Here is a 12,920-nt window from a genome sequence, read left to right on the forward strand (position 1 = left end):
CGCATCGAGGCCGGCACGTTCGGGACCTGCGAGGTCTGCGGGGAACCGATCGCCCTGACCCAGTTGAGCGCGTTTCCCCGGTCGACCACCTGCGTGACCTGCCGGCCGCGGACTCCTGCGCCTGCCTGATGGCCGGCAACCGTCGCCTGCAGCCTCGCTCGTGAGCTCGCCGGCGGCGCTGCCGAACCACTGTCGCCACCGTCGGCGGGCGTGTGCGAGGCTGCAGGGATGGACCTGCCTCGTGACGACGTCGACCCGGGTGGCCTGCTCGAGTACTCCGTGGTCTTCACCGACCGCTCGCTCAACCACATGTCACAGCGCTTCGTCGCCGTGATGCAGAGCATCCTCGATGTCCTGCGGACCACCTACCACGCCGAGAGCGCGGCGGTGGTGCCCGGCGGTGGCACCTACGCGATGGAGGCCGTCGCCCGGCAGCTGGCCACCGGCCGGCGCTGCCTGGTCGTGCGCAACGGGCTGTTCTCCTACCGTTGGTCGCAGATCCTCGAGATGGGCTCCATCGCCACCGACGTCACCGTCTGCCGGGCCCGGCCGGTCGACGACTCCCCCCAGTCACCGTGGCAGCCGGCGCCGATCGAGGAGGTCGTCGCCGCCGTCCGCGAGCATCGTCCCGAGGTCGTGTTCGCGCCGCACGTGGAGACCGCCGCCGGGATGCTCCTGCCCGACGAGTACGTCCGGGCCCTGTCCGACGCCGTCCACGAGGTCGGCGGCCTCTTCGTCCTCGACTGCATCGCCTCCGGCGCACTGTGGGTCGACATGGACCAGCTCGGTGCCGACGTCCTGCTCAGCGCCCCACAGAAGGGCTGGAGCGGGTCGCCGTGCGCCGGTTACGTCATGCTGAGCCGGGCCGGGCGCGCAGCGGTGGAGGCCAGCACCTCCACGAGCTTTGCCGCAGACCTCAAGAAGTGGTTGTCCATCGCGACGGCGTACGAGCAGGGCAAGGCTCCCTACCACGCCACCATGCCGACCGATGGCCTTGCGCACAACGCCCAGCTGATGCGCCAGACCCGCGATCGGGGGCTGGAGACGCTCCGCTCGGCCCAGGTCGAGCTCGGCACCCGGGTCCGCGCGCTGTTGGCCGACCGCGGTCTGCCGTCGGTGGCTGCGGACGGGTTCGCGGCGCCGAGTGTGGTCGTCGTCCACACCACGGACGGCGGGCTGCGCAGCGGTGCCAAGTTCACCGAGATCGGCGTGCAGGTGGCCGCGGGCGTGCCGCTCCAGTCCGGTGAGCGCGAGGACTTCTCGACGTTCCGGGTCGGGCTCTTCGGGCTGGACAAGCTCGACGACGTCGACGGCACGGTGGCGCGGCTCGAGGCCGCCCTCGACAAGATCGGCGTCTGAGCGGCGCTACGGCACCAGCGCGGTCGCCAGGTCCCGCTCGATGTCGGAGGTCGTGACCGACAGCGCAGCGACCAGCTCGGGCAGCCGGTCGGTGGAGAACCGCACCGTGGGCAGCGACAGCGACACCGCACCCTCCAGCCGGCTCCCGACCCGCACTCCGCGACCGACGGCGGTCACGCCCTGCTCGGTGGCCTCGGCGTTGACCGAGAACCCTCGCCTGCGCAGGACGGCGAGCTCCCGCCGGAGCCTGGGCAGGTCCGGCCGCTCGCCGGGGCGCTCGACCCAGCGTTCCTCGGCGTACAGCCGGTCGAACTGCTCCGTGGGCAGGTCCGCGAGCAGCAGCTTTCCGCCCGAGTGCAGGTGGGCCGGGAAGGCCATCCCGTCGCGGTTGCCCACGCGCAGCGCCTGACGCGACTCGACCGAGGCGATGAAGCGGGCCTGGTCGCCGGAGAGGACGACGAGGTTGACCGACTCGTTCAGGCGGTCGACGAGTGTCTGCAGGTGCGGCAGGGCGATCGAACGCAGCAGGGTGGAACGGGACTGGGACCGCACGTTCTGGGCGAGCACCGGGCCGGCCAGGTAACGCCGCTGCTCGTCCCGGATCGCGAAGTCGCGGTAGACGAGCATGGACAGCAGCCGGTGTGCCGTGGACCGGGCCACCCCGAGACGGTCCGCGGCCTGCGACACGGTGAGGGACCCCTCGACCTGCAGCGTCGCCGCGAGGAGCAGCGCCCGGTCGACGCTGTTGACCGCATAGTGGGGTTGATTCTTCACAGCAGAACTTTCTGTTCTCTCAGGCGGAACTGAGAGTACACCTGAGAGATACCCATCCCCCCGCGTGAAAGGCCCTGCCCCATGGTCGACGACCATCCCGTTCGCGAGAGGCGGTCGGCCTCGGGTGCGACGGCACCGACGCAGCTCACGTCACACCGCGCCGCCGCGCTGGTGGCCTTCCTGTGCTGGAGCGTGATGCTCCTGGAGGGCTACGACGTCATCTCGCTGGGGACCGTCATCCCGGTGCTGCTGCACGACTCAGCGATGGGATTCACCGCCGCCAACACGGGGTGGGTCGCTGCCGCCGTCTTCGTCGGTGCCCTGATCGGGGCGCTCAGCTCGGGAGTGCTGTCCGACCGGTACGGACGTCGACCGGTGGTGATCGCGTCCGTGGCCATCTTCTCGCTGTTCATGGCCCTGTGCGGGCTGGCCACGGGCCCGGCTTCCCTGGGCATCCTTCGCTTCCTGGCCGGGCTCGGACTCGGTGCGCTCATCCCGACGACCTCCGCGCTCACCCTCGAGTACGCGCCTGCTCGCCGGCGCACGCTGATCTACACCCTGATGCTGTCCGGCGTGCCGTTCGGAGGCGTCCTGTCGGCGCTGGTGGCCCTTCCCGTGCTGCCGAACCTGGGGTGGCACTGGATGTTCTTCCTCGGTGCGATCCCCGGCTTCCTCATCCTCCCGGTCCTCGCGAAGTCCCTGCCCGAGTCCGTCACGTTCCTGCGGGCGGTCGGTCGCCGTGAGCAGGCGGACCGCGTCGCTGCCCGCTTCGGGGTGCAGGACACGGGAGCCAGAGAATCGCACGCCGGGGAATCGCACGCCGGGGAACCTGGGGGTAGCGCGTCGGCCGCACCCGTCAGCGCCGACACCACCGGTGGCGGCATCTTCGGCCGCGGCTATGCCGTGGCCTCGGTCCTGTTCGCCATCACGACCTTCTGCGGCCTCTTCGCCTGGTACGGACTGGCCACGTGGTTGCCGGGCATCATGAGCGAGGCCGGGTACAGCCTGAGCTCGTCACTGGTCTTCTTGCTGGTGCTCAGCCTCGGAGCGGTCGCGGGCTCGCTGTTCACCGCGACGGCCACCGACCGGTGGGGGCACAAGCCGGTCGTGGTCGTCACCTACGGCGTGATGGCGGTCGCGTTGCTGCTGCTCGCGATCAAGCTGCCGCAGGCCCCGTTGCTGGCGCTGATCGCGATCGCCGGCGTCGGTGGTCACGGTGGCCAGATCCTCATCAACGCCTACGTCAGCAACTCCTACCCGACCAGGCAGCGCGCCCGCGCCCTTGGCTGGAGCCTCGGCGCCGGCCGCTCCGGCACCATCGTCGGACCGATCATCATCGGTTGGGTGGTGGCCGTCACCTCACCGCTGACCGGCTTCGTCGTCTTCGCCTCCATGGCGGTGCTGGCCGCCCTCCTGCTCGCCTTCGTGCCGCGCACCCCCGCCTGCGCGCCGTCACGATCACTCAACGCCACACCCTCAGCTGAACCGCTCAGGCAAGGAGTCTGACCATGACTGCGGAGACCACCTCCCCGGTCCGCCTGCAGGCGGCGGACTCGCCCGACCAGCCCACGCCGACACCGGAGCTGCAGGAGCTCTACCGCGGCTTCGAGCGGGAGCTGCTGGTGCCGCTGTGGACCGAGATCGGCGACCTGATGCCGCTGCACCCGAAGTCTCGAGCGGTTCCCCACCGGTGGCGCTGGGCGGAGCTGCTCAGACTCGCCGACCGGGCCGGCCACCTCGTGCCGGTCGGGCGCGGCGGTGAGCGCCGCGCCATCGCGCTGGCCAACCCCGGGCTGGGCGGCCGGCCCTACGCCACCCCGACCCTGTGGGCCGCGATCCAGTACCTCATGCCCGGTGAGGACGCGCCCGAGCACCGGCACACCCAGCACGCCTTCCGCTTCGTCCTCGAGGGCGAGGGCGTGTGGACCGTCGTCGGGCGGGACCCGGTCCCGATGAACCGCGGGGACTTCCTGCCCCAGGCCGGATGGAACTGGCACGCCCACCACAACGCCGCGACCCGTCCGATGGCCTGGATCGACGGCCTGGACATCCCGTTCCAGTTCCAGACCGAGTCGCAGTTCTTCGAGTTCGGCCGCGACGCCATCAGCGAGGAGGAACGCACCACTCCCGAGCGTTCCCGTGCCCAGCGGCTGTGGGGTCACCCCGGCCTGCGGCCGGTCTCGGTGCCCGGCTCCCAGCCCGGCTCGCCCCTGCTGGCCTACCGCTGGGCCGACACCGACGCCGCCCTCACCGACCAGCTCGAGCTGGAGGCGGAGGGGTATGCCGGCACGGTCGAACCGGGTCACGCCGCCGTGCGCTACAGCAACCCGACGAACGGCGCGGACGTGTTGCCCACGATCCGGGTCGAGATGCACCGGATCCGCAAGGGCGCCCAGACCGCCCCCCGCAAGGAGGCCGGTTCGTCGGTCTACCAGGTCTTCGACGGCTCCGGCACGGTCACCGTCGGCGACACGACCTGGAGCGTGACCCGCGGCGACCTGTTCGTCGTCCCGTCCTGGCAGCCGTTCTCCGCGACGTCGCAGGCCTCCGCCTCCGACTCCGACTCCGGCGCCCTGGACCTGTTCCGGTTCAGTGACACCCCCATCTTCGAAGCCCTGCACCTGCACCGCACCCACGTGGAAGGAACCGCCCAGTGAAGCTCGCCACCATCCGCACCTCGTCCGGCACCCGCGCCGTCCGGATCGAGGAGGACCACCTCGTCGACCTGGGCCCGGCCGACCTCGGTGAGCTGCTCGCCCGGGAGGGCTGGACGACCGCGGCGGGCGCCGAGGGGGAACACCTCCCGCTCGCCGGCGCCGACTTCGCCCCGGTAGTCACCCACCCCGGCAAGGTCATCTGCGTGGGACTGAACTACCGCAACCACATCCTCGAGATGGGCCGCGAACTGCCGGAGTACCCGACGCTGTTCACCAAGTACGCCGAGTCACTCACCGGCGCGCACGACCCGATCGCCAAGCCCGCCGAGACCGACGAGTTCGACTGGGAGGCCGAGCTGGCCATCGTCATCGGCGCGCCCGTGCGGCGGGCGAGGCGCGAGCAGGCCGAAGCCGCCATCGCCGGATTCGCCACCCTGAACGACCTCACCTGCCGGGACTGGCAGTACCGCTCCAAGCAGTGGCTGCAGGGCAAGGCCTGGGAAGGCGTCACCCCCGTGGGGCCGTACCTGGTCACTCCCGACGAGCTGCCGGGCGGCGTGCGCCCCGAGTTGGAGATCTCCACCGTCGTCGACGGCGAGACGATGCAGAAGAACAACACCTCCGAGCTCGTCTTCGACCCGGTGCACCTGGTCGAGTACATCTCGACGATCATCACCCTGGGGCCCGGAGACCTCATCGCCACCGGCACCCCCGGCGGCGTCGGCCACGCCCGCAAGCCCCCGCGCTACCTCGCCCCCGGCCAGCACCTGGTCACCGAGGTCGCCGGCCTCGGGCGCTGCGAGAACGACATCGTGGCCGGGGAAACCGCCTGATGGTGGGCGGCGAAAGGGCCCGCGACAGCGCCGCACTGAGCAACCGGCTGCGCTGGATGCGCGAGGGCACGACCACGTTCCTGTCCGCCCTGGCGAACCGCACGGACGAGCAGCTCGCCGGAGCCACGGGCCTCGAGGGCTGGACCGGCAAGCACCTGCTGGCGCACGTGGCCGCCAACGCCGACGCGCTCGGCAACCTCGTCCACTGGGCGCGGACCGGCGAGGAGACCCCGATGTACTCCTCCCCCGCCCAGCGCAACCAGGACATCGAGGACGGCGCGCAGCGCTCGGTGCCGGAGCTGCGCAGCTGGGTGGAGGACTCGGCGGGGACGCTGGCGGAGGCCCTCGACGAGCTCACCGATGAACAGTGGCACCACCACGTCCGCACCGCCCAGGGCCGCGACGTCGACGCCACCGAGATCCCGTGGATGCGTGCGCGCGAGGTGATGGTGCACGCCGTCGACCTCGGACCGGTCACCTTCGCCGAGCTACCCGAGGACTTCCTCACCGCCCTCGCCGACGACATCGTCGGCAAGCGCACCGCCAAGGCCGGACCGGCACTGGAGATCGCCACGACCGACAGCACCCACCGCTGGACCCTGCCCGGCACCGGCGAGCCCACAAAGGTGAGCGGCACCCTGGCGAGTGTCACGGCATACCTCGCCGGTCGTCCGGCACCCAAGCTGGACGACGACCCCCACGTCCCGGAGCTCCCCGCCTGGCTCTGACCCGGACAGGAGAAGCACATGACTGAAGGCAACGTCGACGTGCTCGTCGTCGGTGGCGGCATCGGCGGCCTGGCCAACGCCCTCGCGCTGACCCAGAAGGGCCTGAAGGTCCGCGTCCTCGAACGCGCCGCGCAGCTCGGCGAGGTCGGAGCGGGCATGCAGCTGGCCCCCAACTGCACCCGCATCCTCGACCAGTGGGGACTGCTCGACGAGGCCGTCTCCCTCGGTGTGCTGCCCGAGCGCCTGGTGATGAAGGACGCCATGGAGGGTGGCGAGCTCACCACGCTCGACCTCGCGGACCTCAAGGAGCGGTACGGCTACCCCTACCTCGTGATCCACCGCAGCGACCTGCACGGCGCCCTGCTGCGGGCCTGTCGTGACGCCGGGGTCGACCTGGTCACCGATACCACGGTCACCGACTATGAGCAGGTCGAGGACGGAGCGGTCGCGGTCCACGACGGCGGGCGCGAGTTCGCCCCGGCGATCATCGCCGCCGACGGTCTCGGCTCGACCGCGCGAGCCCTCTTCAGCGACGACGAGCCGGTCAGCTCCTCCTACGTCGCCTACCGCGGCGCGATCCCGGTCGAGCAGGTCGACCAGCTGAACGTCTCGCTCAAGGACGTCGTCGTCTATGTCGGGCCCAAGCGGCACTTCGTGCAGTACCCGCTCCGGCAGGGCGAGATGTTCAACCAGGTCGCGGTCTTCGAGTCGCCCAAGGCCCGTGCGGGTGAAGAGGACTGGGGCACTCCCGACGAGCTGGACGCGGCGTTCGAGGGGAGCTGCGACAGCGTGCAGGCCGGGCTGCCGCTCATGTGGCGTGACCGGTGGTGGCGCATGTATGACCGCAACCCGATCATGAACTGGGTCCAGGGCCGGCTCGCCCTGACCGGAGACGCCGCCCATGCGCCACTGCAGTACCTCGCCCAGGGGGCCGTCATGGCCATGGAGGACGCTTGGGTGCTCGCCGAGCACGTGGGTCAGCGCATGGGCGCCGAGGGGCCGGACTGGGACGGCGCGCTGGCCGCGTACAACGCGGTGCGCACCGAGCACTGCCGCCGGGTGGTCCTGACGGCCCGCGACTGGGGCAACCTGTGGCACCACACCGGCGTGAAACGGTTGTGGCGCAACGCCGTCATGCGCGCCCGGGACCCGAAGGACTACGCGTTCGTCGACTGGCTCTACGGGCCGACCGCGCTCACGCCCGAGCTGCTGGCACCGATGTTCGACCCGGCCAACGCTCCCACGGTCGAGGTCCCCGAGAGCGCCTGATCCGGCCGGGGAACCACACCGTGGCTGAGCGCGCGCTCAGGCGTGGGTCGTTCGCGCCCGACTCGGCTGCTCAGGACTTCGACGAGCTCGTCGACTCCGACGTGGTCCGGCTGCCGCCTGTGGCATGGCACGGGCCACGATCGAGACCAACGCGTCCCGGCCGACGTCGAGGGTGCCCAGGGTGCCGCCGTAGCGGGCGCCCAGCCGTGAGCTGCAGAAGGCGTCGGCCACCTCGGACGGCGCGTACTGCAGCAGCAACGCCCCCTGCAGGCAGGCGGCCATCTGGCCCGCCAGCCGCCGGGCGCCGACCTCCAGGGTGGTGGCGTCCCCGAGCAGCTCGAGGACCGACTCGACCGCCCGGTCCAGCCCGCGGTGCTCGCCGCGGGCGCGACCGACCTCCTGCAGCCAGGCGGCCAGGGGCTCCGGCTCCCGGGACAGCGCCCGCAGAACGTCGAGCGCGTTGACGTTGCCCGACCCCTCCCACACGGAGTTGACCGGTGCCTCACGGTAGAGCAGCGGCAGGCCGGAGTCCTCGATGTAGCCGTTGCCGCCCAGGCACTCCAGCGCCTCGGCGACCATCATCGGCGCCCGTTTGCACACCCAGAACTTGGCCAACGGCAACGCGATTCGCCGGAACGCTGCCTCCTGCGGGTCACCACTGCGGTCCACGGCCGCCGCGAGCCGGATCGCCAGCGCCGTCGCCGCCTCGGTCTCGACCGCCAGGTCCGCGACGACGTTCTGCATCAGCGGCTTGTCGACCAGCAGCGAGCCGAACGCCTGCCGGTGCGCGACGTGCCACGACGCCTCCGCCAGCGCGTGCCGCATCAACGCCGTCGACCCGAGCACGCAGTCGAGCCGGGTGGCCGCCACCATCTCGATGATGGTCCGGACGCCCCGGCCCTCCTCACCGAGCCGCTGTCCCCACGTGCCGGCGAGCTCCACCTCGGCCGAGGCGTTGGAACGGTTGCCGAGCTTGTCCTTGAGGCGCACGAGGTCGAACCGGTTCCGTGCCCCGTCGGGCAGCACCCGCGGCACCAGGAAACAGGTCAGCCCCTCGGGTGCCTGCGCGAGCACCAGGAAGACGTCGTTCATCGGCGCGGAGGTGAACCACTTGTGCCCGTCGAGCAGGTACTCACCCTCCGCCGACGTCGGCCGGGCCCGTGTCAGGTTGGCGCGCACGTCGGAGCCGCCCTGCTTCTCGGTCATCCCCATCCCGGCCAGGGCGCCGGTCTTGTCGGCCACGGGCCGCAGGCGCACGTCATACGACCGGGCGGCGAGCTTGGGCGTCCACTCCTTGGCGAGCACCGCGTCCGTCCGCAGCGCCGGAACCGCCGCATAGGTCATCGAGATCGGGCAGCCGTGCCCGGGCTCCGTCTGGGACCAGGCGAGGAACCCCGCCGCACGCCGGACGTGCGCGTGCTCGTCGCCGCTGTCCTGCTGCTCCCACGGAGCGGCATGCAGCCCGAAGCCCACCGCCCGCTCCATCAGCCAGTGCCACGACGGGTGGAAGCGCACCTCGTCGATCCGCTCGCCGTAGCGGTCGTATGCCGTGAGCTCGGGTTCGTGCCGGTTCGCCAGGCGGCCGTGCTCGCGGGCCTGCGCGCTCCCGGCGAGCTCGCCCAGCTCGTCGAGGTCCGTGACCACCTCCTCGGAGGCGTGCCGGGTCACCGCCTCGACCAGCGCCCGGTCGGATCTGACGACGTTGTGCCCCACCAGCGGCGGCGCCTGGTTGGTCGCCACCCGACGCCTCGGCTGCCCGCGCTCCTCCTCACCCATGGCCCCATCATGACCCGCACGGCACCTCTGACGACGCGGTCTGTGGCGTGTCGACCGGTCCGGCCGCCGCGACACGCCACCGACGAGGTCGTCGGTCGCGGGGTCCGCTGGGAGGAGGGCTTCACGGCATACTCAGGACGCAGTCGACCACCGAGGGAAGGAACCACCGTGGCCAAGGAGCTCGCCAGCCAACTCGTGGAACAGCTGCAGTCGGCAGGGGTCCGGCGCATCTACGGCATCGTCGGGGACAGCCTGAACCCCATTGTCGATGCGGTGCGGCGCACCGGCGGCGCCAAGCGCGGCGGGATCGACTGGGTGCACGTGCGGCACGAGGAGGCAGCCGCGTTCGCCGCCTCCGCGGAGGCACAGCTCACCGGAGGCCTGGCCGTGTGCGCCGGCTCCTGCGGGCCGGGGAACCTGCACCTCATCAACGGCCTGTACGACGCCAATCGCTCGGGCGCGCCCGTCCTCGCCCTGGCCTCGCACATCCCCAGCCGGCAGATCGGCAGCAGCTACTTCCAGGAGACGCACCCGGACCGACTCTTCACCGAGTGCTCCGTCTACTCCGAGCTGGTCAGCACCACCGACCAGGCGCCTCGCGTCGTGCACGACGCGATCCAGCACGCCGTCGGTCGCGGCGGGGTGGCGGTCGTGACTCTGCCCGGCGACATCGCCGACCTCGAGGCGACCGCGCCGACACCTCCGTGCCTGCCCATCGAGCACGGCTCCCTGGCCCCGTCACCGGCCAGTGTGCAGCGGCTCGCCGACGCCATCAACGACGCCGAGAAGGTGGCCCTCTTTGTCGGCGCCGGCGTCCAGGGCGCGCACGACGAGGTCATCGAGCTGGCCGCCAAGGTCAACGCACCGATCGGGCACTCGCTGCGCGGCAAGGACTTCATCCAGTACGACAACCCTTACGACATCGGGATGACCGGGCTGCTCGGCTATGGTGCGGCGGCCGACGGCATCGAGGACGCCGACCTGCTGATCCTGCTGGGCACCGACTTCCCCTACGACCAGTTCCTGCCGAACACCCGCACGGCACAGGTGGACCGGGCCGCCGAGCGGATCGGACGGCGCACCGAGGTGGACGTGCCGGTGCACGGCGACGTGCTGCCGACCCTCGAGGCGCTCCTGCCCCTGGTCACGCCGAAGAAGAGCGACCGCTTCCTGAACCGCATGCTGAAGAAGCACGACCGGCTGATGAACAAGGCGGTCGGGGCCTACACCCGCAAGGCCGAGAAGCTGGTGCCCATCCACCCGGAGTACGCCGCCTCGGTGCTGGACGACGTGGCTGACCAGGACGCGATCTTCACCGCGGACACGGGCATGTGCAACGTGTGGACCGCCCGCTACATCCGGCCGCTCGGCACGCGCCGGCTGATCGGGTCCTACCTGCACGGGTCCATGGCCAACGCCCTGCCACAGGCGATCGGCGCGCAGGTGAGCTTCCCCGACCGGCAGGTGGTGTCTGTCTCGGGTGACGGAGGCCTGTCGATGCTGCTCGGCGAGCTGATCACCGCCGTGACGCTGCGCATCCCGGTGAAGGTGGTGCTGTTCAACAACTCGACCCTGGGCATGGTCAAACTGGAGATGCTCGTCGACGGGCTGCCGGACTTCGGGGTGGACGTCCCGGACACCAACTACTCCGCGGTGGCCGAGGCGATGGGCTTCCACGCCCAGCGGGTCGTGAAACCGGGCGAGCTGGAGAAGGCCTACCGCGCCGCCTTCGCGCACAACGGTCCCGCCCTGGTGGAGGTCATCACCGACCCGCAGGCACTCTCGCTGCCGCCGAAGATCACCGGCGAACAGGTCTTCGGCTTCGCCACGGCCATGTCGAAGATCGTGTTGAACAAGGGGGCCGGAGAGGTGGTCAGCATGGCGCGCAGCAACATGCGCCACCTGCCCCGCTGACGGGTGCCAGCCGGCTTCGCGCAGATCGTGGTCATGCGGCAGAATGAGCCGCCGAGCCGCGTCGGGGAACACTGAGATGCCGCACGCCGGCTCGTCGACGAGACCAGGGACCAGGAGCGAGCGCATGTCGAGTGCCGCGGGATGCGAGGTGGCCGCGTTGGCCTGCTCAGCCGCAGGCGCCGACCTCGACACCAACTGACTCGCCGCCGAACGTCCTGACGCGGGCGTCACACGTGCCCTGCCCCCTGGGCTGTGGACGCCATGCCCGCGCCGTTTCCGCGTTGTCGCGCGGCGGTCCCCGCTCGACCCTGAAAGTGAAGCCTTGAATCCTCTGACTGACAAGCAGATCCGCGACAGTTTCGTGAACGCCTCGCGCCGCGAGGTCGCTCAGGCGATCCTGCCCGACCTGGCCACCCTCGACTGGAGCTCACTCGACTACCTCGGGTGGCGCGACCCGAAGCGACCCCTCGCCGCCTATGCGGTCCTCGAGCTCGATGGCGCGCCCACTGGCGTGCTGCTGCGCTCCACGGACCCGTCGGCACGGGCACGGCGCAAGATGGTGTGCGCCTGGTGCGAGGACGTCGTCGTGACCGACGACGTCAGCCTGTATGTCGCGCGCCGCGCCGGTGCTCGTGGTCGCCAGGGCGACACGATCGGCACCCTCATCTGCACCGACTTCATCTGCTCGCACAACGTCCGCCGACCGCCGACCCGCTCCGAGGTGCTCAGCGACCGGCCCGCCGACCGCGAGGAACTGGTCGAGCGCCGTATCGTGGGACTGCGCGAGCGATCGGCGCGATTCGCCGCCCACGTGCTCGAGTAGGGCCGCCCGGGCAGGCGTGGACGTCGGGCGGGTCGGGTAGCAGGGGGCCATGGACACCCTCACCTTCGTGGGAACGGCGACCACGATCCTGCGCGTCGGGTCGTTCACGGTGCTCACCGACCCGAACTTCCTGCACCGGGGGCAGTACGCCTACCTCGGCTGGGGCTTGGTGTCGAAGCGGTTGGTGGACCCGGCGCTGTGGCCGGAGGACCTGCCTCGGCTGGACGCGATCGTGCTGTCCCACCTGCACGGTGACCACTTCGACCGGGTCGCCCGCCGAACGCTGGACAAGCGGGTGCCGCTGCTGACGACGCCACACGCGGCGGAACGGCTGGGCAAGCACGGGTTTGCCACGCAGGGCCTGCAGACGTGGCAGACGCACACACTCGAGCGGGATGACGAGCAGCTGACCATCGAGGCGTTGCCCGGCATCCACGCCCGGGGCGTGATGGGGCGCCTGCTGCCTCCGGTGATGGGCAGCATGCTGACCCACAGCGCGCCGGGTCGGCCGACACGCCGGCTGTACCTCAGCGGTGACACACTCACCGGCAGCCACCTGGACGAGATCCGCCGGCGCTTCCCGCACATCGATGCCGCCGTGCTGCACCTGGGCGGCACTCGGGTCCTGCTGCACACAGTCACCATGGACGACCGCCAGGGCGTGGACGCCCTGCGCCGCGTCGACCCGCAGCGGGCGCTGGCGGTGCACCATGACGACTACGGCGTCTTCCGTTCTCCGGTGTCCGCGTTCGTCCAGCGCGCCGCCGGGGCCGGCTTTGGCGACCGG

12 protein-coding genes are annotated in these 12,920 nt (G+C 71.1%); 10 read left to right on the top strand and 2 right to left on the bottom strand.

Translation table 11 applies throughout. The features are described 5' to 3' along the window. The first annotated feature begins 3 nt into the window (after nt 1–3). Together VFL99_RS18375 and VFL99_RS15840 are read left to right on the top strand one after the other, a co-directional pair. Entirely contained in the window at nt 4–129 is a 126-nt protein-coding gene (locus tag VFL99_RS18375) for a TraR/DksA family transcriptional regulator (protein ID WP_414713783.1), read from the top strand. Between the two features lie 99 nt (nt 130–228). Further along, the gene (locus tag VFL99_RS15840) at nt 229–1,359 is read left to right on the top strand and encodes an aminotransferase class V-fold PLP-dependent enzyme (RefSeq protein ID WP_325107320.1); all 1,131 of its coding nucleotides are present in this window, start codon (nt 229–231) and stop codon (nt 1,357–1,359) included. A gap of 6 nt (nt 1,360–1,365) precedes the next feature. Here the strand turns inward: VFL99_RS15840 and VFL99_RS15845 are convergent, their stop codons facing one another. Then, nucleotides 1,366–2,133: an IclR family transcriptional regulator gene (locus VFL99_RS15845; RefSeq protein WP_325107321.1), complete on the bottom strand. Its 768-nt coding sequence runs from the start codon at nt 2,131–2,133 to the stop codon at nt 1,366–1,368. Nucleotides 2,134–2,214: 81 nt separating this feature from the next. Here VFL99_RS15845 and VFL99_RS15850 point away from each other — a divergent pair, with 81 nt between their 5' ends. The 5 genes from VFL99_RS15850 to VFL99_RS15870 are packed head-to-tail and all read left to right on the top strand — an operon-like array spanning nt 2,215 to nt 7,620. After that, nucleotides 2,215–3,639 carry an MFS transporter gene (locus VFL99_RS15850; protein WP_325107322.1) on the top strand — a complete coding sequence of 475 codons (1,425 nt, stop codon included), beginning with the start codon at nt 2,215–2,217 and terminating at the stop codon, nt 3,637–3,639. A 2-nt stretch (nt 3,640–3,641) separates the two neighbouring features. Then, entirely contained in the window at nt 3,642–4,790 is a 1,149-nt protein-coding gene (locus tag VFL99_RS15855; RefSeq protein WP_325107323.1) for a cupin domain-containing protein, read from the top strand. Further along, nucleotides 4,787–5,623, top strand: coding sequence for a fumarylacetoacetate hydrolase family protein (locus VFL99_RS15860; RefSeq protein ID WP_325107324.1), 837 nt, complete (start codon nt 4,787–4,789; stop codon nt 5,621–5,623). The genes VFL99_RS15855 and VFL99_RS15860 overlap by 4 nt, the downstream gene beginning before the upstream one ends. Continuing rightward, a complete protein-coding gene (locus VFL99_RS15865) occupies nt 5,623–6,351 on the top strand; it encodes a maleylpyruvate isomerase family mycothiol-dependent enzyme (protein WP_325107325.1) in 729 nt (242 codons plus the stop codon). The genes VFL99_RS15860 and VFL99_RS15865 overlap by 1 nt, the downstream gene beginning before the upstream one ends. 18 nt (nt 6,352–6,369) lie before the next feature. After that, nucleotides 6,370–7,620: an FAD-dependent oxidoreductase gene (locus tag VFL99_RS15870; protein ID WP_325107326.1), complete on the top strand. Its 1,251-nt coding sequence runs from the start codon at nt 6,370–6,372 to the stop codon at nt 7,618–7,620. A 36-nt stretch (nt 7,621–7,656) separates the two neighbouring features. Here the strand turns inward: VFL99_RS15870 and VFL99_RS15875 are convergent, their stop codons facing one another. Beyond that, nucleotides 7,657–9,396: an acyl-CoA dehydrogenase family protein gene (locus VFL99_RS15875; protein ID WP_325107327.1), complete on the bottom strand. Its 1,740-nt coding sequence runs from the start codon at nt 9,394–9,396 to the stop codon at nt 7,657–7,659. A gap of 168 nt (nt 9,397–9,564) precedes the next feature. Here VFL99_RS15875 and VFL99_RS15880 point away from each other — a divergent pair, with 168 nt between their 5' ends. The 3 genes from VFL99_RS15880 to VFL99_RS15890 all read left to right on the top strand — a co-directional run. Next, nucleotides 9,565–11,310 carry a pyruvate dehydrogenase gene (locus VFL99_RS15880; protein ID WP_325107328.1) on the top strand — a complete coding sequence of 582 codons (1,746 nt, stop codon included), beginning with the start codon at nt 9,565–9,567 and terminating at the stop codon, nt 11,308–11,310. A 322-nt stretch (nt 11,311–11,632) separates the two neighbouring features. After that, nucleotides 11,633–12,133: an FBP domain-containing protein gene (locus tag VFL99_RS15885; RefSeq protein WP_325107329.1), complete on the top strand. Its 501-nt coding sequence runs from the start codon at nt 11,633–11,635 to the stop codon at nt 12,131–12,133. A 49-nt stretch (nt 12,134–12,182) separates the two neighbouring features. Next, nucleotides 12,183–12,920, top strand: a 738-nt coding sequence (locus tag VFL99_RS15890; RefSeq protein ID WP_325107330.1) for an MBL fold metallo-hydrolase, incomplete at its 3' end; no start/stop codon positions are given.

This window comes from Segeticoccus sp. (assembly GCF_035708005.1).